Raw genomic sequence first — 18,131 nt, 5'->3', positions numbered from 1 at the left:
TCTGGAGGTATTGAATCGTCGAAAAAGGAGTCGATCCCCGTGGCCAATGAGTCTTTCACCCAGAAGTTCATGCGAGCTACAGGCAAGCTGCGGGTCATCTTCGGCCCCGCGCACAGCAGCTCACTGGATCACGAAATGACTGAGGCCAACCGTAGGCTACTCGCACAGCGCCAGGCTGAAACGCAGCAGTGGGAAACCCTTCGGCGCCCGGACGGCAGCACGTACGTTGTGCCCCGCAATCCGGACGACAAGTCGCTGCGCTAAGCCCTTTTCTCCGGCCGAACCCCTGTTTGGGTGCGTCGACGTTTCAGAGGTGATGGTGCGGGCCACCGGCCAGGCGTTCTAGTACCTCTCGCTGCCCTCGATCTCGGCGGGCGTAGGCAGGGGCCATGACCCGAGCCTTTTGCGCTTCCCGGGCGTAAAATTGGCTCACTGGCACGACATGCGCCGTTGTGCCGCTTTTCTCTCTCCCGTCGAAAGGAGGTGGAAGAACATGGGACGCAAGTTGGAAAGCTTCCAGCATGTGACCGAAAGGCTGACGTTCGTCTTTGGGCCCGCAACCCACGGCGACACGGACACCCCTGTGGTGCACAAGCATGACGACTTCGAGTCGGCCTCTGAGGAAGACTTGAAGAATTTCGACGTCGAGACTGATTCCGAAGGGCATCACTACGCAGTCCGGAACAACGACCCAGGACCGACCAGCACTGATTACTCCATGAAATAGGCGTGACCCCAAGGACCGGAGCGTAAGCCCCGGTCCTTTCGCGTGTGCCCCCAACGCTCTTTCACGTCCTGTTGGGTTTGGCCTGACGCTCTTTCACGTCCCGTCGGGTTTGGCCTGACGCTCTTTCACGTCCCGTCGGGTTTTCCCTGACGCTCTTTCACGTCCCGTCGGGTTTGGCCTGACGCTCTTTCACGTCCCGTCGGGTTTGGCCTGACGCTCTTTCACGTCCCGTTGGCCGCCCGAACGTGGGGGAGTCCGTTTATCGGTGGACTCCAACGCTGTCACCGTGACAGATCGTTCCGGAAAATCGGAGTTCATCTGAGAGAGGGATGCTCAAAAGGGGGTGGGATGTGGGAGAGGGATGCTCAAAAGGGGGTGGGATGTGAGGGAGGGATGCTCAAAAGGGGGTGGGATGTGGGAGAGGGATGCTCAAAAGGGGGTGGGATGTGGGAGAGGGTGCTCAAAAGGGGGTGGGATGTGAAAGAGGGGTGCGGGGAGTAGGATCCGTTAAAGCGGAAGGACCGGAGCGTTGGCTCCGGTCCTTCCGCGATTCCCGACGGCGGCACTCCCTTGTGGGGGTGACGTCACCCGGGCATGTTGTTGTCTTAGCCTTCGCAATCCGTGCAGTAAGCGAGGCCGTCCTTTTCGCGCGCGATCTGCGAGCGGTGGCGGACCAGGAAGCAGGAGCTGCAGGTAAATTCATCGCTTGCCTGGGGGATAACTGTGACGATGAGTTCCTCTGCGACGATTTCGCCGCCGGGGCCGCTGGCGTCAAGGCCATCGGTTTCGTCAAGTTCCAGGACCACGCTCTTAGCTGTGGGCGCGCTGGCGGATTGGAGCGCCTGGAGCGACTGCTCCTGCGTCTCTTTCACGTCTGTCCGGAGTTCGTCGTAGTCAGCTGCCACTTGTTGATGCCTCTTCGTGTACTTGGGTGGTTATTCGCATATGCAACGTACAGCATGCCACGAAAATTCCATATCTTACATCAGTCGCAGAGTTTGTGGCGTTAACCACGTGAGCGGCAGCTCCCGTGGAAGCTGCCGCCCGTCGTCGTGAGGGGCCTCGAATGCTAGCGGAGGTCGATCTCCAACGACTGGAAATCGTCGGCCGCGTGGCGACCAACCAGCAGCCTGAAAGCGCCCTGCTCAAACTTCCATCCGCCGTCGAAATGCGCGAAAGCTTTGGCCGGAATACGGATCTCGACGCTGTCCGTGCCGGCAGGTGCGAGGTGTGTCCCGGCAAAGCCGGCGAGCCAGCGGACGGGGCGTTCCACGGCAGAGTCGGCGCGGTCGAGGTAGACCTGGACTACTTCGCGTCCGGTGCGAGTGCCGGTGTTCTTGACGGGGACGTGAACAATGACATCCTTGCCGGCCTGAACGGACCGCGGCGCGTGGGCCTTGCCGAGTTCGAACGTGGTGTAGCCGAGACCGAACCCGAAAGGCAGCGCAGGTGCCGCGCCGCCGGAGGCTTCCTGCTTGAGCCACGCGCGGTAGCCCACGTGGATGCCCTCGGAGTACACGAGCTTGCCGTCAATGGGTGTGGTGCTTAGGACGGGGACGTCTTCCAGCGCGGCAGGCCACGTGGTGGGCAGACGGCCGCCCGGCTCTTCGGTACCCAGCAGGATGTCGGCGATTGCACTGCCGAATTCCTGGCCACCGAACCACCCGAGTAGGACTGCGCCGACCTTGTCCAGCCACGGCATGAGAACCGGTGAACCGGAGTTCACCACAACCACAGTGCGCGGGTTGACCGCGGCCACGGCCTCCACCAGCTGGTTCTGGAAGCCAGGGAGGTCCAGGTTCTTCCGGTCGAAGCCTTCCGACTCGATGGCTGCGTTGGTGCCCACAACAACCACTGCGACGTCGGAATTCCGGGCAGCCTCCACGGCCGCGTCAATGTCCGCCTGCGGATCCGCTACTACCGTCTCCTCACCCAGGAGGATTGCGGTGAACGGAATCGCCTGCTCCTTGGGCAGCTGATACGCGGCTTCGATGCGTACTTTCTGCCCGGTCGTGGCTTCAATGGCGTGGACAGTCTTGGGGGGATCGAACAGGGCGGCACCCAGGACTTCGGTGTCGTCTTCGAGTTCGCTGTTGAACACTTCCGTTCCATCCAACACAAAGCGGATCTGTCCCACCGTGCCAATGCCGAGGTGGTGGATGCCCGCTGTTTCGGCTGTCCAGTCCGCCTCCATGCGGATGGTGGCGGCGCCGTCGGGAATTCCAACCCCAAACCAGATCAAGTGCGAGGCCAAGCGGTCCTCGCCGGAGATCACCGAGCCGTCTTCAGCGAGGAAGGTGACGCGGATTCCGGGCACGTCGGAGACCGGGTTGTGCAGTGAGGTGCGGGGGAATGCCTGGAGGCCCTCGGCCACCTTGGCGCCGCGCGCATAGGTGACGCTGACGTCGTCGGGCAGTGCTTTCCGCAATCCCTCAAGCGGCGAGACGGTGTACTTGGGCATCACCGTGGCGCTGCCGCCACCCTGCGTGCGGGCCTCTTCGGCGTTGTGGCCGATCACGGCGACGTTGCTGAGCGCAGTGGCGTCCAGCGGCAGCAGGCCACCCTGGTTGCGGACAAGCACCGCGCCGCGGACGGCAACTTCACGCGCGACGGCGGCTCCGTCCAGTTCCGCGGGAAGTTCGGTGACTGCGGGCGCGAAGCCCTCAAGCGAGCCGACGCGGGCGGCGAGTCGCAGGATGCGGGTGACTTTCTCCTGGATGGCCTCGCGGCTGACGCGGCCATCGTTGACTGCGGCCAACAGCTTGGGTCCCCAGTGGCCTACCGGGCCCGGCATTTCCAGGTCCTGGTGGGCGTTGGCGGCGTCAATGGAGCGAACGCCGGTCCAGTCCGATACGACGACGCCGTCGAAGCCCCATTCCGTGGACAGCGGTGTTTCGAGCAGTTTGTTCTCGCTGGCCGTGGTGCCGTTGATGGAGTTGTACGAGCTCATCACCAGCCACGCGCGGGCCTCGGTGATGGCGTCCTCGAAAGCTGCGAGGTAGAGCTCGCGCAGCGGGCGTTCGTCCACCACGGAGTTGGCGGTAAAGCGCTCGGTTTCGGCTTCGTTGGCCAGGTAGTGCTTGGGGGTCGCGCCGACGCCCATGGACTGGACACCGGAAACGTAGCCGGCGGCCATGGTTGCGGTGAGCCGCGGGTCCTCGCTCATGCATTCGAAGTGGCGCCCGCCCAGCGGCGAGCGGTGCAGGTTGATGGTGGGGCCGAGGACGGCGTGGACGCCCTTGCGGCGGGCTTCCTGACCCAGGACCTGGCCGTAGCGGTTCGCCATTTCGACGCTCCAGGTTGCGGACAAAGCGGACGACGAGGGCAAGGAGACAGAGTCGTGACGCTCATCGAAGTCTTCGCCACGGACGCCTGCAGGACCGTCGGACATCACAACGCGGGTCAGCCCGATTTCCTGGATGGCATGGGTTGACCAGACGTCTGCGCCGGTGAGGAGCTGGACCTGCTGTTCGAGCGAGAGGCTCGAGGCCAGTTCGCGGATGCGCGCCTCGGCGTCCGGCGCCCCGGTCTGCGGGGCCGTGACAGCGGCCGACAATGTGGGGTTCATTTACTTGACTCCTTTGATACGGGTAACGAGGACGGCACCGACGATGCCGATCACAGCGCCACCGAGGAACAATGCGGGGTAGCCCCCAATGGCAATGACAGGGAAGGCGACGGCGGGTACGAGCGACTGCGGGAGGGCCTGGGCGATGTTGAAGACACCGAAGGTTTTGGCGTTCTCGGACTGGCTGCCGGGGAGCAGGTCGGCGATGAGGGCGACGTCCACTGCGCTGAAGACTCCGAGCCCGAGGCCCAGGATGGCTTGGCCTGCCAGGACCTGACCGGTGTCGGTGCTGGTAGCGATGACGATCAGCCCCACCATCATGACCAGGGCGGAGATGATCACCATGCCCTTGCGCTTGCCGACGCGGTCGCTGATCCAACCGCCTGCGAGGCTGGTGATGACAGTGCCGGCAGAGCTCACCAGTGTGGCCTGGAACACCAGGCTGGTGACCTGGGATTCTGCAACGTGGAGGTGGTCCGCGAAGAAGTACGGCAAGTACAGGAGCCCTGCGCAGTAGCCCATGTAGACCATGAACTTGGTGAGCCAGGCCCAGCCAAGGCCCGGGTAGGTGCGCGGGTTGAAGTAGAACGAACCCAGGATCTCTTTGAGGTTCAGTGGCGCCGGCTTCTCGGTGAGGACTCGGTCCTTGAACGTGAAGGCGAAAGCGATTGCGACGGCGGTTCCCACAACGCCGGGGACCACGGCCATCTGCAGGGCGTTGTCGAACATTTGCGCGAAGAACGCAGCGGCCACGAGCCCGATTGGCAAGGTCATGCCGATCAGCCCGGAGAGGCGCCCGCGCTCGGAGGGGGCTGCTTGGTCGGGGAGCGTGGCTACGAGGGCGGCCAGTGCCGCGTTGAAGCCCAGCTGTGCTACAACCCAGGCGATGAGGACCGTGCCGACATCTGCGGCCGACCCCAGCAGGAACAGTGATGCCAGTCCGAGCAGCGAGCCACCGACGATCCAGGGCTTGCGCATTCCGAAGCGGGAGGTTGTGCGGTCGCTCAGGCGTCCGAAGAGCGGGTTGGCCAGCAGGGCTATGGTGGCGCCGACGCCTGCCACCAAGCTCAGTGCTCCGGCGCGGGTGTCCGGGGTGGTGATTTCCGAGACCTTGATGGCCAACACCACCAGCGCGGGGGCCAGGACGGCCATCCAAAGACCTGCGCTGGCGATTGGCATGCCGATGACGTAGGCGCGGGGAGCGCGGGCCGCTTCGACGGCTGCAGCTTCGGTGCCGGCCGCCGGCGCCTGTTGTTTGAGGTTGAGGGCCACATTGCCTCCTGATGAACGGGTGACCCACCGTTGGGTCTCGAGAAAGACTTTAGCGCCTAAAATCTAGTGTGACTAGATTTTTGAGCAAGAAATCTAGTCGGACTCAATTTTGGGAGGGTGAAATAGACTGAACGGATGTCAACGTCGAGGGCGCGCGGCCAATACGCGAAGGGTGCGGAGCGCCGCGAACAGATTATCCAGACGGCCACCGACGTCTTTGCCACGGAGGGATTTGAAGGCACAGCGCTCAAGCACGTCGCGGAACGGGTCGGGGTCAAGGAAGCCACCCTGTTCCACTACTTCAAAGGCAAGCAGGAGCTTCTCACGGCAGTCCTCGCTGAACGCGACCGCCGGTCCCTGACCGCAAGCGGCGAGCAAGGCGTGGGCATCCACCTGATGCCCGCAATCGCCGAGCGGAACCGCACGGAACCGGGCCTGACCACCCTCTACGCGGTGGCCTCGGCCACGGCCAATGACCCCGGCCATGACTCCCACGCCTACTTCAAAGACCGCTACGAGGGAGTGGTCAGGGAGGTTGCCGAAGACATTGCCCGTCGGCAGCAAACCAACGAGGTCCGGACCGACGTCGACGCAGTGATGCTCGCCCGGCTGACGGTCGCAGCCTTCGATGGCCTGCAGCTTCAGTGGCTCTATGACAAAGACGTGGATATGGCAGAGGGATTGAAGCAACTGGTGGACGTTCTGCTGGCGCCGAGGGATCGGGCGGAGCCTTAATTCGTCGATACCACCGGCATGGAAATCGTCGGGTGGGCGGCGACAACACCAGGGACGAAACGAAAGGACCGGAGCGCCCGCTCCGGTCCTTTCGTCGTTAATGCCTGCAGCTAATTCGCGACGGCGTTACCCGCCGTCGCGGTGTCGCTTGCCATGGTGACCCTAGCGGCCGGTGCCGCCGTAGACGGTAGCTTCGCTGTCGCCGTCGAGCTCGAAAGCGGCGTGGATGGCGCGGACGGCGTCGTCCAGCTTGTCAGCGCTGGTGACCACCGAGATGCGGATTTCCGAGGTGGAGATCATGTCGATGTTGATGCCGGCGTCGGAGAGGGCCTTGAAGAACGTGGCCGAGACGCCCGGGTGCGAACGCATACCCGCACCGATCAGGGAGAGCTTGCCAACGTGCTCGTTGTATTCGATGCTCTCGAAGCCGATCTGCTCCTCTGCTGCACGCAAGGCAGCCAGGGCGTCAGCGCCCTCGACGATCGGCAGGGTGAACGAGATATCCGTGCGGCCCGTGCCGTGGGTGGACACGTTCTGGACGATCATGTCGATGTTCGAGTGGGCATCGGCGATCACCTGGAAGATCGCGGCAGCCTTGCCGGGGATATCCGGAACGCCAACAACGGTGACCTTGGCTTCGGACCGGTCGTGCGCAACGCCGGAAATGATTGGCTGCTCCAAGGCAACTCCCTCTTGAATCGTGAACTTTTCATCGGCGCCCGGCATGACCCAGGTGCCTTCGTGCTGGCTGAATGAAGAGCGGACGTGCAGGGGCACACCGAAACGGCGGGCATACTCCACGCAACGCAAGTGCAGGATCTTGGCGCCGGACGCGGCCAGTTCCAGCATTTCCTCGCTGGAGATGCGATCGATCTTCTGCGCGGAGCCCACAACACGGGGGTCCGCGGTGTAAATGCCGTCAACGTCCGTGTAGATCTCGCAGACGTCGGCTTCAAGGGCTGCGGCCAAGGCCACCGCGGTGGTGTCCGAACCGCCGCGGCCCAGCGTGGTGATCTCGTTGGTGCTGCGGCTCATGCCCTGGAAGCCGGCCACGATCGCGATGTGGCCCTTATCCAGGGCAGTGCGGATGCGGTGGGGATCGACGTCGATAATCCGGGCTTTGCCGTGGATGCCGTCGGTAATCATGCCAGCCTGGGAACCGGTGAAGGACTGCGCGGAAGCGCCGAACTTGTTAATGGCCATAGCCAGCAAAGCCATGGAAATGCGCTCGCCGGCGGACAACAACATGTCCATTTCGCGGGCGGGAGCGGAGTCCGTGACCTGCGATGCGAGGTCCAGGAGTTCATCGGTGGTGTCGCCCATTGCTGAAACAACGACGACAACCTCATTGCCGGCCTTCTGCGCATCCACAACTCGCTGTGCGACCCGCTTGATGCCATCAGCATCGGCAACCGAGGAACCGCCGAACTTCTGCACGATCAGCTGCTTGGTAATGGCAGCCTCGTTGGCGAGCTCTTCGATTTTCACTTCGGTAGTGGGCATAGTCATGCGCGCACCCTCACTGCATCAATAGGGTTCGAATCCGACGCGTTAATTTCCAAAGTTGGAGCACGCCAGCGTAACTTATTTGGCCAGTTTATCGCCGCGAACTGCCCTCGCAGGAATTGTGACCAAATGGCGGCCACTTCCGCCGTTCCGGCGCAACAATGCCCGGCGTACCATCGAGATACCAAGGGGCTCGACGACGGCCGGTGGCTGTCCGTCGACCGCACGCCGGACAGTTCGGGAAACGGATGGGCCGAGAATGTCAGCAGTCCCAGCGCAGGGCTCCGTGAGTCGTCGTGGCGTAGTGGCGGAGGGCGTTGCGCGCCACTTCGGCTCGGTTCACGCGGTGGAATACATGGACTTCCAAGCCCCCGCAGGCAAAGTCACTGCCCTCATCGGCCCCAACGGCGCAGGCAAAACGACGCTTCTGCTGATGCTCGCCTCGCTGCTCCGCCCCGATGCCGGCACCATCCGGATCGACGGGCTCGACCCGGTGCATGACCATGCCGCCGTTCGGTTGCGGATCGGTTGGATGCCAGACACGCTGGGTGTGTGGGAGTCGCTGACAGCACGCGAAATCCTCGCCCAAATGGCCCGTTTCTACCGCTTGCCCGCTGGCAGCCGGGACAGCAGGGTGTCTCACCTGCTGCACACCGTCCGCCTCGACACGCTCGCCGACCAGCCTGCCCGTGTCCTGTCCCGCGGACAGCAGCAACGGCTCAGCCTGGCCCGGGCAATGATCCACGATCCCTCCGTGCTTCTCCTGGACGAGCCGGCGTCCGGGCTCGATCCCGGATCGCGCGTGGAGCTGCGGAATATGCTGCGGCAGCTCGCGGCGGCCGGCAAAGCCGTGGTGGTGTCCTCCCACGTGCTCAGCGAGCTGGACGAAATCGCCGACGGTGCCGTCTTCGTCAACCAAGGCCGTACCGTGAAGCAGCAATCCCTCGAAGAAGCCGCCAAGGAAGGGCGGCGCTACGCGATCACGGCGCTTGATACTGCCGCGCTGACTGCCCGTCTGCGGGAGTACGGGCTCGTGTTCAGGGTGGAGGACGGCCGGCGGCCGGCCGTCAGCTTGCTCTTGATGGACGACGCCGATGCTTCCTCGTTGCTCAAACGGCTCGTGAATGACGACGTCGGTGTGGTCAGTTTCGCGCCGGCGGCAGGGGCGCTCGAAGAGACCTATATGACCCTGGATGCGGAGCGGCGATGAGCGTCGTGCACGAGTCCGCAGAAACTCCAGTACCTCAGCCCGCGACGCCGCAGCCCCCGGCGGCGGGCAACGCCGTCGTCGGCTATCTGGCCGGGATTGGCAACGTCGTAGTGCTCGAAATGAAACAGCGCCTGCGCTCCCGGGGCTGGTACATCATGCTGGCTATTTGGTTCGCGCTGATCGCGCTGGTGAGCTGGCTGACGTGGGCGGGCTGGAACGCATCGCAGCAGGTCAGCGGGCCGGTGATGGACACCATGATGCGGCCTTCCGGGCCTGGATCCCTCATCTTCGAGGTGGTGCTGGCATTCGTTCTGCTGTTCGGCTTGCTGGTTGCGCCTGCGTTGTCCGCCAACGCGGTCAACGGTGACCGGCAAGGCGGGACTTTGGCCATCCTGCAAGTCACGCTCCTGACGCCGGGGCAGATCCTGTGGGGCAAGTTCTTCGCTGCGTGGCTGGCAGGTTTGGCGTTTCTCGTGACCAGTACGCCCTTCCTGGTGTTCGGGGTCATCCAAGGCGGCATGACCCCCGGGCACGTCCTGGTTTCGTTGTTGATGCTCGCGGTGGAACTAGGCGTGGTGTGCGGGATCGGCGTGGGGATATCGGCGCTTGCCGGCCGGCCGCTTTTCTCCATTGTTGTCACGTACCTGACGGTGGCTGGGCTGGTGATCGGGACGCTCATTGCCTTTGGCCTCGGTGTGCAGCTCACTCAGGGGACCATCCTGGCGAACACTCCTCGCTTCCCCTACCTGGAATCTTCGCCGGAGACACCCTCCCCAATCCGGGAGCCTGACTACACGTGCGAGGGGCCACTGGAAGAACGTCAAGTCCTGAGGACCGAACGCGTGGCCTGGATGCTGGCCATGAATCCGTACGTTGTGGTGGCCGACGCCATTCCCTACCCGGACCGGAATGTTCCTTCAGTGAACTACTCTTACCAAGGCATGATCGAATCCATCAGCCAAGGTTCGCGCTATGCACTCGCCGGCCCGGAGCAAACGTACACCTGCGCAAACGGCGTCCCGCATCCGCAGTACCTGACCCAGACCACGCCCTTGTGGCCGTTGGGGCTGGGTCTGCAACTTGCGCTGACAGGGCTGCTCATGTGGCTTGGCTGGCGATCACTCCGCACCCCTGCGCACCGGCTGGCGCGCGGCACCAGAATCGCCTGAACCCGTGGCCGGGGCATCTGAGGATCCAAGCGGTTCGAGGCCGGAATTCGAGGTGATCGGCGGCGGCGTCATTGACGACCGGCCGTCGGAACGACGCTCGCGACAGGGGGCCGACCTGCCCGGTTTCGATCTGGATGGCAGTTCGAAGCCACGCACCCGCGAGGTCCTCCGCCACGCTGGCCGGGCAGCCTGGCAAGAAGCCCGGGAGTCCTTTGCGTCCGTTTGGTTTTGGCTGGCGTGTGCCGTCGGACTCGGATTGTCGTTCGGTGCTGCTGCCGGGATGGTGGCCTACGGGGAGGCAAACGGCTGGTTCGAATCGGCTATTCCCGAGGCCAGTTACCTGCTGACCACGTTCTGGCTATCACTCGCGTCCGCGATCCTCGGGGCGGTCTGGGGTTTCCGTTTGAAACCACCCTCATTGGCCGTTTTCCCGGCCTTCCTGGCGGGCCTGCTCCGGGGCTGTGCTTTCGGTATCCCGGCAGGAATCGTTCTGCTCATTCTGGGCTCAAACGTCGGTGGGCCGGTGGAGCTGGTGGCACCCGCTGTGGTGGTCATGGTGGGCGAAGCAGCGCTGTTTGGGTTGATCGGTGCAGGTTCGCGGGCTTGTTTTGCCAAGGCTGCGCCGGGTGCCGTCCTGACAACAGTCCTCCTGGCCATCCTGTGCATGGGCAATGTGGTGACCACTGTCTTCCTGATACCAAGGATGGAAGTGATCGACCAAGTGTCCGTTCCGATCAACGTCCAACGGGACAAATCCGGGCGGGTCACTTCCTTTGAGTGCGTCGGAGCCTTCCGCTCGGAGTCGGTGGTCCACACCGAACGCGTGGCATGGCTGACCGCATCGAATCCGGCGGTGCTTCTGGGAAGTTTCGCAGCGAACGTTGTGCCGCCAGAGAACGACGTTGCCTGGGTGCTGATCGGTTTTCAGGCAGCAGCAGACGGACCTTATTGGGACACTCCGTGCATCGGTGGCGTGGAAAGTGATGCAATTTCTCCCGCGCCGCCCCTCTGGATCACGGGGCTGGCGGGGCAACTGGTGGTGGTGGCCCTGGTGGTGGTGCCTGGGCGTTGGTTGGCGGCGCGTCGGATCTCCCCGGCCTCGTGACGTTCCTTCCCAGTTGCTTCCTTGCTTGCCCGTGACCGCGAGTTGGGGTACCCCGGAATCCCGGGCTTTTCGCTCCCGCTCGGCGATTGCGGAAGGGGACTAACTGGGAAGGAACGCATCCGTCCGCGGCTTACAGCAGTGCGTTCCGCCGGCCCTCGAAAGCGCGGCCCAGCGTGACCTCGTCGGCGTACTCCAAATCGCCGCCCACCGGCAGCCCGGATGCAAGCCTCGTTACCGCGATCCCAATCGATTTGAGCATGCGGGCCAGGTACGTGGCGGTGGCTTCGCCTTCAAGGTTGGGGTCTGTGGCGATGATGATTTCCTGGATTGCGCCGTCGTTCAGGCGAGTCAGGAGTTCGCGGATCCGCAGCTGCTCGGGGCCAATGCCGGCGATCGGATTGATTGCGCCACCCAGTACGTGATACCTGCCGCGGAATGACCGGGTGCGCTCCACAGCCAACACATCCTTTGATTCTTCAACCACACAGATGACCGACGGATCACGGCGCGGGTCGCGGCAGATGTTGCACAATTCTGCCTCGGTGACATTGAAGCAAACGGTGCAGAATTTCACGCGTTCCTTCACCGTGGTGATGGCTGTGACAAGGCGCTTCATATCCTCGGGATCGGCCTCAAGGATGTGGAACGCCAGGCGCTGTGCCGACTTGGGCCCCACACCGGGAAGCCGGCCGAGCTCGTCAATCAGCTCTTGTACTGCACCTTCGTACACAATGTCCTCGTTTGTTCGATATCAAAGCTTCGTGCCCTGGCAATCAGCGCATCTGCAGGGGCGAACCATCCAAGGCCCGTTCTTCGATCAGCTTTCCGCCCAGAATACGCTCCACCGCTGCCCGTCCAAAGACCCTCGATTCCTCGATGGTCTCGTCTTCCGGACTGGGGATGTCCTCAACAGTGCTGGCTGGTTGAGCCTGTGCTCGAACCGGTGCCTGAACGCGTCCCATTTGGGCTTCGGGGCTGTTTGAAAGCCGCTGATACAAGCTCTGCCGGCCGGATGGAGTGACCGACGGGCTGGTCTCTTCCAAGGTTGCGACGGACCCGTGGGCCTCGTGGGATGCCCCTGCAGAAGTGGACGGCCACGCGGCGGGGACGTTGCTGGCCGCTGGCGCTGGTGCTGCACTTTCTGCTGGCGTTGCCACGGGCCACGACGACGCCGGAGCGACGTCCCAGCCCGAGGAACCGTTGTGTTCCGCGTTGGTCAGGTGGCCATAGTTCGGTGTGGTCTCGGCCGGGACCTGCGCCGTGGCAGGCTCGTAGTCCGGGACGCCCGATGTGACCGGGGCTGCCTCAGGCGTAGCCTCCGTCCTGATGCCCACGTTGGATTCGCTGCCGACAACCCACGTGCCGGGAGCCTGCTCGACTGCCCGGGACCATGGATCCTTGGACGTTTCGGGGCCGGATTCCGCTGGTGACTTGGAACTCTGGGAGGACTTGGGGCTCTTTGAGGTCTTGCTTGCCGGGCCAGCTGCGCCTGTTGTCGCCTGCGCGCTGACCGATGCGTTGCTTGCCGAGGCAGGATCAAGAACCGGAGCAGCGGTTGCCGTGGACGTATCGAGCGATGGCGTCGAACCCGGCCCGGAGTACGAGGCCGTTGGTTCCCAATCTGCCGGAGGCTCCTCATCCAGCGGCGGGGCATCTTCATCCCGCGGCGGGCCCCAGTCGTCATCCGGGTACGAGTAATCGCCGGCGGACTCCATGGCAGGAACAGTTGTGCGTGGTTGAGCTTGGGAACTCTGTCCCGGCTGCGGCTGCGGCTGCGGCTGCGGCTGCGGCTGTGTCGGCGTCGCTTGCTCCGGCACAGGCGAGGCCGCCGCGGGAAAGGCCGCCGCAGGAGCAGAAACCTGCGTGGCTGTAGCAGCTCCTGCTGCAGGGGCGGATACTGGGGCGCTCCCGTGCCCAGCAGGCGCGGATACTGGGGCGCTCCCGTGCCCAGCAGGCGCGGGAACAACGCTGGGGGCTTTCGCCGTCGAAGGCTCTTCCCGGGCCGCCGGACCCGAAGCCTCCGAGGGCGGGTCGGAGACCGGAGTCGCCGGAGCCAGTCCCCAGGCTGAGTCGACGGAGGAGACTGTGCTCGCCGAGGGAGCAGCGACCGCAGGCGCCGTTCCGACCGTTGCCGTAGCCGGAGTTTCCCGGCTAGTAGGCGCTTTTGGGTTTGGCTCAGAGCTCGCTGAGCTGTTGCCGCCAGCCACTGCGACGATCTGGCAGTCGATGCCGATGGTCTTGTGGATTGCCTGGCGAAGATTCTCCGAGTGGTCCGCGCGACCGAAGGCCCCAGCAAGACCGCCAGTGGTGAAAGCGAGTGTAAGGACTTGTCCGTCGAACTGTGCCACCTGGGCGTTGGGTTCCACGAGCGCCCACGTGCTGCGCTTGATCTTGGTCAACGTCTGCAGGACTTCCGGCCAGGCACGACGCAGGGCCTCGACGTCGCCTCCACCAGCGGGTGCAGCATGCTGCGGAGCGGCGGGTGGCTGCATTTGGGGTGCCTGCGGCTGAACAGGCTCTGGCCCGGGAGCCGTTACCTGGGGCTGTGCCGCAACTGGCTGTGCCGCAACTGGCTGACCGGGCGCCGCCTGGGCTGGCGCTCCTTGGGGCTGTGCTGCCTGCGCAGGAGCTGATGGACCCTGTCCGGCGGGTGCTTGGCGCTCGTCGACGGGCCAGTCGTTGGTGGAAACCCGTGGTGCGGTCAGTGCTTCACGGGCCGTTTCACGAGCTCCGGCACCGTCCGATGACGGAGCCGGCGACACTACCGGAGATTCAGGCGCAGCCGCTGACTCGGGAACGGAGGGCGCCACAGGTGCGGATTCAGGTGCAACAGATGCGGGTGCAACCGGTGCCTGAGTAACCGGCGCAGCCTCTGGAGCAGCAACCCCAGCGGCAGGCGGGACTGGAGCGGCAGCGGGGATCCCGGCGTCGCCCGTGTAACTGAGCCGCCGTTCCACTCGGTCGATGCGTGCCGCGATGCCGCGTTCGGTTTGTTCCGAACTGGGCAGCAGGATGCGTGCGCACAGCAGCTCGAGGTGGAGGCGCGGCGAGGTGGCACCGGTCATTTCGGTGAGCGCGGTGTTGGTGACGTCGGCGGCTCGGGAGAGCTCTGCTGCCCCCAGGTTGTTGGCCTGGTTGCGCATACGGGCGATCTGGTCCGCGGGCATGCCGCGGAGGATGGCTTGGGCGCTTTCGGGCATCGCCTGGACGATGATGAGGTCACGGAAACGCTCCAGCAGGTCCTCAACGAACCGGCGGGGGTCGTGCCCGGTCTGGATGACCCGGTCAACGGCCCGGAAAACCGTGGCGGCATCGACTGCTGCCACCGCGTCAACGACGTCGTCGAGCAGGGAAGCGTGGGTATAGCCGAGCAGCGCAACAGCGAGCTCGTAGTCGAGGCCGTTGGGGCCTGCGCCGGCCATCAGCTGATCGAGCACGGACAAGGTGTCGCGGACGGAACCGCCGCCCGCGCGAATCACCAGCGAAAGGACGCCCGGAGCAACCGGAACGTTTTCCTGCTGGCAGAGCAGCTCAAGGTACTTCATCAGCGGCTCGGGCGGCACCAACCGGAAGGGGTAGTGGTGCGTGCGGGAGCGGATGGTGCCAATGACCTTGTCCGGCTCCGTGGTGGCGAAGATGAACTTGATGTGTTCCGGGGGCTCCTCGACGATCTTCAGGAGCGCATTGAAGCCAGCCGACGTGACCATGTGGGCCTCGTCGATGATGAAGATCTTGTAGCGGTCACGGACCGGGGCGAACGTTGCGCGCTCGCGGAGATCGCGGGCGTCGTCCACGCCACCGTGGCTGGCGGCGTCGATCTCGATGACGTCCAGCGAGCCGGAGCCGCCGCGCGCCAACTCGACGCAGCTGGGGCACGTGCCGCAGGGGGTGTCAGTGGGGCCCTCGGCGCAGTTCAGGCAGCGGGCCAGGATGCGGGCAGACGTGGTCTTACCGCAGCCGCGGGGGCCGGAGAAGAGGTAGGCGTGGTTCACGCGGTTCTTGCGGAGCGCTGTCATCAGCGGCTCCGTGACGTGTTCCTGCCCGATAACGTCCGCGAAAGAGTCCGGGCGGTACCTTCGATACAGGGCAGTTGTAACAGTCACAAGTGAAACCTACCTATAGGGACTGACATTTAAATAAGAGACCCCTCATGCACCCGCCAGAGCCCATCTACCCTTGCTACCTTCCGGTCCTGGGGGAGTTCAACAGGATGACGCCACATGAGGGGCCGTCGACAAGCTTACCTGAACTTGGTTATTGGTTCGAATCGGCGCAGGGGGCTGTGGAAAACGCTCGACGGCGCGTGGCTCCCGCCCGATTCCGGCGGGAGTTAAGGCAGATAGTCCGGCGCGTCCTCAAGCCCGAAATACCGCTCCAACGTGGTGATTCCGTTGGCCTTCATGTCGGTGGCCAGCTCCACGCCGACAAATCGCAGATGCCACGGCTCATATTCATAGCCAGTGATGTCCTGCGCCCCGGCCGGGTACCTGATGATGAACCCGTATTTCCAACCGTCCGTGGCCGCGAAACGCCCCACTGGAGTGTCGGCGAAGCAAGCTTGCAGAGCACATACGCCGCTGGCGTTGCCGATGTCCATGGCCAGGCCGGTCTGGTGTTCACTGTAACCAGCGCGTGCAGCCAAGGTATCCGCGGTCTCCTGGCCGTATTGCGCGACGTAGTTGGCATAGAGACTCTGTTGTTGCGAGTAGGAGCGGTATCCGCTGGTGGCCCGGACGTTGACACCTGACGCTTTGGCTGCCTTCACGAAGGAGTTGTACGCGGTTGCAGCCTCCGGGCGCAGCCGTTCAGTTGAAACCCGCGTAAGCGACGCCGGGACATAGCTCGGCGGATTCAGCATCCGGTGTTTGTTAACCACAACCTGGAGACTGTTGGCCGAGTCGATGTCGTATTGGACAGCGACGGCAGCCTGCGGGGACAGGAGCCCCACGGACAGCAGTGCCGCAGCGATCCCTAACCAGAATTGGCGCAGCTTCATCGGGTCCTCCAAGTCATGTGCGTCCAGTCAAGTGTGTCCAGCGATGGGGTGACTGTACTCCGGGTCCGGAGTGCCGACAATCTTGACTTTCAAGGCCTGTCACCTCTTCAGTCCAAGGGTGGGTTTTCAGTCCAGAGCTGGTTCCCCGGAGTTGAAGAATGGCCGGCCGCGGCGCCGGGCATCGAAGACTTCCCACGCCTGGGGTATCAGATCGAACGCTACGTCGCACATGCGCCGCAGTTGTTCCATTCCTTCGGCCTGGAACGCATCGTCTTCGGCGAGGTTGCTTGCGACGTCGTAACCGCTTCTTTCGGCGGTAGTCCACTCCAGCCCGTGGGAGTAGCCGCTACAGAACTGCCAGGCATAGATCAGCCCGGGAGGCAGGCTGCTGCTCGAACGCAACTCCTTGAGGATCGCTGTCTCCGTGCGGTTCTTGGTGGCATACCCCCAGCTTCCATCGCCTTTCCGTCGAAACATTGGAGGCAACCGCAACAGTTCAGCCGATGAATTGAGCGCCAGGCGGAGGCCGTCAAAGTAATCCGCCGCGACATCGTGCCGTTCCGGATGGAACTCACCAAGGTAGGCGTCCCAGAACGCAGCGGCGTTGAACACCTCCCGGGACACGAGTACCAGGCCTCGCCGCGCACGTTCATCGGAGCTTTCCGGCAAAAGCGCCCACAGCACTGTTGCAGTGCATTCCATGATGGTGCGTACCAGCGCATACGGTGCATGGGTCTGCGTGCGGAAGTAGATATTCCCGTCGGGTGCCTCGATGAACAAGAGGCGGCGGAGCGCCTGCAGATTATCCACGGCGGCCACGAGGGACTGGGTCAGCAGGTGGCTGAGGCTGCGAGAGGATCTGAAAAGGTCATCCAACTGGTGAAGGGGCGAACCGTTCTCGACGCCGCCAACGTCCATTCTTCGATCGCAGAGCGGCTCCAAGGCCTGGAGGCGTTCAAAGATTCTTTTCGCGGCCCGGCTTTCTTCGTCTGCCCCGTCCAGCGAACCGGCAGACTCGGGAGGTATTTGCCTATCGTCCACGCAGCGATCCTAGCTCTCCGGCAGATGCGGCGGGGAAGGTCGCCACCCGTTCACTGGCCAGGTCATGAAAGCCGGCTCCTCGTACGGGTGGGCCGCTCGCAGAGCCAGCACAACGGCGTCGAGCACGTCATCCTCAACCACGCACTCAACCCGCGTCTCCGGCACTTGCTCACCGACGCCTACGTCGCCGATGAACGGCTGCGCCCCTGTCAAAGGGGTGAAATGACCGGTGCCGGGCGAGGTGAAAGCGCAGTGGGAGTAGTCGCCAATGCGGCCGGCGCCGGCATCCCCGAGGGCCTGGAGGAGTGTTGAAGCATGAGTTTCGGGCACATAAACCACCAAAGCGTGAAGCTGCGACATGGGAACATCCTGTCAGTAACTTGGCCGCAAACGGGCCCGCACCATTGCATATCCACGTGTCACAGCGGACCATGGGTATGTACACCGATTGGGGCAATCTCAAGATTGTGAGCTGCGGGGCCTGGGGGCGAGGGGCCGGACCCGGCAGCTCAACGGTGATACCGCAAGAATGGGCGCGTTGGGGGCGTCCATTTTTCCGTTAAGGGGAACGTCGCAACCAGGACTGCGTGGACAGCAAAAAGGGCCGATTACACGATGCCGAAATTCTCAGGTACAGTAGTATCTGCTTTCGAATCGGAAGCAAGGAGAATTCGCCTAGCGGCCTATGGCGCACGCCTGGAACGCGTGTTGGGTTAACGCCCTCGGGGGTTCAAATCCCCCATTCTCCGCGTTTGGCCCCAGTCTTCGGACTGGGGCCTTTTGCGTTTTCCGACCCGTGACT

The 18,131-nt window shown here is 63.7% G+C and carries 15 protein-coding genes, 1 tRNA gene and 1 other RNA gene; 7 read left to right on the top strand and 10 right to left on the bottom strand.

The genetic code is table 11. From position 1 onward, the window contains the following. The first annotated feature begins 39 nt into the window (after window positions 1–39). Window positions 40–264, top strand: a complete 225-nt coding sequence (locus ACIQC5_RS08055; RefSeq protein WP_400280283.1) for a hypothetical protein — start codon at window positions 40–42, stop codon at window positions 262–264. A gap of 229 nt (window positions 265–493) precedes the next feature. Continuing rightward, a complete protein-coding gene (locus ACIQC5_RS08050) occupies window positions 494–727 on the top strand; it encodes a hypothetical protein (RefSeq protein WP_400280281.1) in 234 nt (77 codons plus the stop codon). 605 nt (window positions 728–1,332) lie between these two features. On the opposite strand, the gene ACIQC5_RS08045 is transcribed toward ACIQC5_RS08050, so the two are convergent. The 3 genes from ACIQC5_RS08045 to ACIQC5_RS08035 all read right to left on the bottom strand — a co-directional run bounded on the left by ACIQC5_RS08045 (window position 1,333) and on the right by ACIQC5_RS08035 (window position 5,567). Further along, entirely contained in the window at window positions 1,333–1,632 is a 300-nt protein-coding gene (locus tag ACIQC5_RS08045) for a DUF4193 domain-containing protein (RefSeq protein WP_400280279.1), read from the bottom strand. A 164-nt stretch (window positions 1,633–1,796) separates the two neighbouring features. Then, window positions 1,797–4,295, bottom strand: coding sequence for a beta-glucosidase (locus tag ACIQC5_RS08040; protein WP_400280277.1), 2,499 nt, complete (start codon window positions 4,293–4,295; stop codon window positions 1,797–1,799). Further along, on the bottom strand, window positions 4,296–5,567 hold the full coding sequence (locus ACIQC5_RS08035) for an MFS transporter (protein ID WP_400280275.1): 1,272 nt from the start codon (window positions 5,565–5,567) through the stop codon (window positions 4,296–4,298). A 135-nt stretch (window positions 5,568–5,702) separates the two neighbouring features. Between ACIQC5_RS08035 and ACIQC5_RS08030 the strand changes: the two genes are divergently transcribed. Further along, the gene (locus tag ACIQC5_RS08030) at window positions 5,703–6,302 is read left to right on the top strand and encodes a TetR/AcrR family transcriptional regulator (RefSeq protein WP_400280273.1); all 600 of its coding nucleotides are present in this window, start codon (window positions 5,703–5,705) and stop codon (window positions 6,300–6,302) included. Between the two features lie 162 nt (window positions 6,303–6,464). On the opposite strand, the gene ACIQC5_RS08025 is transcribed toward ACIQC5_RS08030, so the two are convergent. Continuing rightward, window positions 6,465–7,811 (bottom strand): aspartate kinase, encoded by a 1,347-nt coding sequence (locus ACIQC5_RS08025; RefSeq protein ID WP_400280271.1) that lies wholly within the window; start codon window positions 7,809–7,811, stop codon window positions 6,465–6,467. A gap of 256 nt (window positions 7,812–8,067) precedes the next feature. Here ACIQC5_RS08025 and ACIQC5_RS08020 point away from each other — a divergent pair, with 256 nt between their 5' ends. The 3 genes from ACIQC5_RS08020 to ACIQC5_RS08010 are packed head-to-tail and all read left to right on the top strand — an operon-like array spanning window position 8,068 to window position 11,292. Continuing rightward, entirely contained in the window at window positions 8,068–9,018 is a 951-nt protein-coding gene (locus ACIQC5_RS08020; RefSeq protein ID WP_400280269.1) for an ABC transporter ATP-binding protein, read from the top strand. Continuing rightward, complete coding sequence (locus ACIQC5_RS08015) at window positions 9,015–10,187, top strand: ABC transporter permease (protein WP_400280267.1); 1,173 nt, start codon at window positions 9,015–9,017, stop codon at window positions 10,185–10,187. Before ACIQC5_RS08020 ends, ACIQC5_RS08015 begins: the two co-directional genes overlap by 4 nt. Window positions 10,188–10,191: 4 nt before the next feature. Beyond that, the gene (locus tag ACIQC5_RS08010; RefSeq protein ID WP_400280265.1) at window positions 10,192–11,292 is read left to right on the top strand and encodes a hypothetical protein; all 1,101 of its coding nucleotides are present in this window, start codon (window positions 10,192–10,194) and stop codon (window positions 11,290–11,292) included. Between the two features lie 130 nt (window positions 11,293–11,422). On the opposite strand, the gene recR is transcribed toward ACIQC5_RS08010, so the two are convergent. From recR to ACIQC5_RS07980, 6 genes are all read right to left on the bottom strand, one after another. Beyond that, window positions 11,423–12,022, bottom strand: a complete 600-nt coding sequence (recR, locus tag ACIQC5_RS08005; protein WP_400280263.1) for a recombination mediator RecR — start codon at window positions 12,020–12,022, stop codon at window positions 11,423–11,425. A gap of 43 nt (window positions 12,023–12,065) precedes the next feature. Beyond that, window positions 12,066–15,395, bottom strand: a complete 3,330-nt coding sequence (locus ACIQC5_RS08000; protein WP_400280261.1) for a DNA polymerase III subunit gamma and tau — start codon at window positions 15,393–15,395, stop codon at window positions 12,066–12,068. A gap of 33 nt (window positions 15,396–15,428) precedes the next feature. Next, window positions 15,429–15,525, bottom strand: an RNA gene (gene ffs / locus ACIQC5_RS07995) — signal recognition particle sRNA small type. A 97-nt stretch (window positions 15,526–15,622) separates the two neighbouring features. Beyond that, the gene (locus ACIQC5_RS07990; RefSeq protein ID WP_400280259.1) at window positions 15,623–16,288 is read right to left on the bottom strand and encodes a D-alanyl-D-alanine carboxypeptidase family protein; all 666 of its coding nucleotides are present in this window, start codon (window positions 16,286–16,288) and stop codon (window positions 15,623–15,625) included. 126 nt (window positions 16,289–16,414) lie between these two features. Beyond that, window positions 16,415–17,329, bottom strand: coding sequence for a hypothetical protein (locus ACIQC5_RS07985; protein ID WP_400280257.1), 915 nt, complete (start codon window positions 17,327–17,329; stop codon window positions 16,415–16,417). Between the two features lie 9 nt (window positions 17,330–17,338). Continuing rightward, complete coding sequence (locus tag ACIQC5_RS07980; RefSeq protein WP_400280255.1) at window positions 17,339–17,689, bottom strand: hypothetical protein; 351 nt, start codon at window positions 17,687–17,689, stop codon at window positions 17,339–17,341. 304 nt (window positions 17,690–17,993) lie between these two features. Here ACIQC5_RS07980 and ACIQC5_RS07975 point away from each other — a divergent pair. Further along, window positions 17,994–18,078 (top strand) — tRNA-Ser (locus ACIQC5_RS07975). Window positions 18,079–18,131: the final 53 nt, after the last annotated feature.

It is taken from the genome of Paenarthrobacter sp. NPDC092416 (assembly GCF_044755025.1).
In the GTDB taxonomy this organism is placed as follows: domain Bacteria; phylum Actinomycetota; class Actinomycetes; order Actinomycetales; family Micrococcaceae; genus Arthrobacter.
The sequence above is the reverse complement of the archived record's forward strand: the minus strand, read 5'-3'. Positions and strand labels throughout refer to the sequence as shown.

What these genes read in the sequence shown, in the direction of transcription:
- ACIQC5_RS08050 (WP_400280281.1), top strand. Translation starts at nt 494, where the DNA reads ATGGGACGCAAGTTGGAAAGCTTCCAGCATGTGACCGAAAGGCTGACG.
- ACIQC5_RS08040 (WP_400280277.1), bottom strand. Translation starts at nt 4,295, where the DNA reads ATGAACCCCACATTGTCGGCCGCTGTCACGGCCCCGCAGACCGGGGCG.
- ACIQC5_RS08030 (WP_400280273.1), top strand. Translation starts at nt 5,703, where the DNA reads ATGTCAACGTCGAGGGCGCGCGGCCAATACGCGAAGGGTGCGGAGCGC.
- ACIQC5_RS08025 (WP_400280271.1), bottom strand. Translation starts at nt 7,811, where the DNA reads ATGACTATGCCCACTACCGAAGTGAAAATCGAAGAGCTCGCCAACGAG.
- ACIQC5_RS08020 (WP_400280269.1), top strand. Translation starts at nt 8,068, where the DNA reads ATGTCAGCAGTCCCAGCGCAGGGCTCCGTGAGTCGTCGTGGCGTAGTG.
- ACIQC5_RS08015 (WP_400280267.1), top strand. Translation starts at nt 9,015, where the DNA reads ATGAGCGTCGTGCACGAGTCCGCAGAAACTCCAGTACCTCAGCCCGCG.
- ACIQC5_RS07990 (WP_400280259.1), bottom strand. Translation starts at nt 16,288, where the DNA reads ATGAAGCTGCGCCAATTCTGGTTAGGGATCGCTGCGGCACTGCTGTCC.
- ACIQC5_RS07980 (WP_400280255.1), bottom strand. Translation starts at nt 17,689, where the DNA reads ATGTCGCAGCTTCACGCTTTGGTGGTTTATGTGCCCGAAACTCATGCT.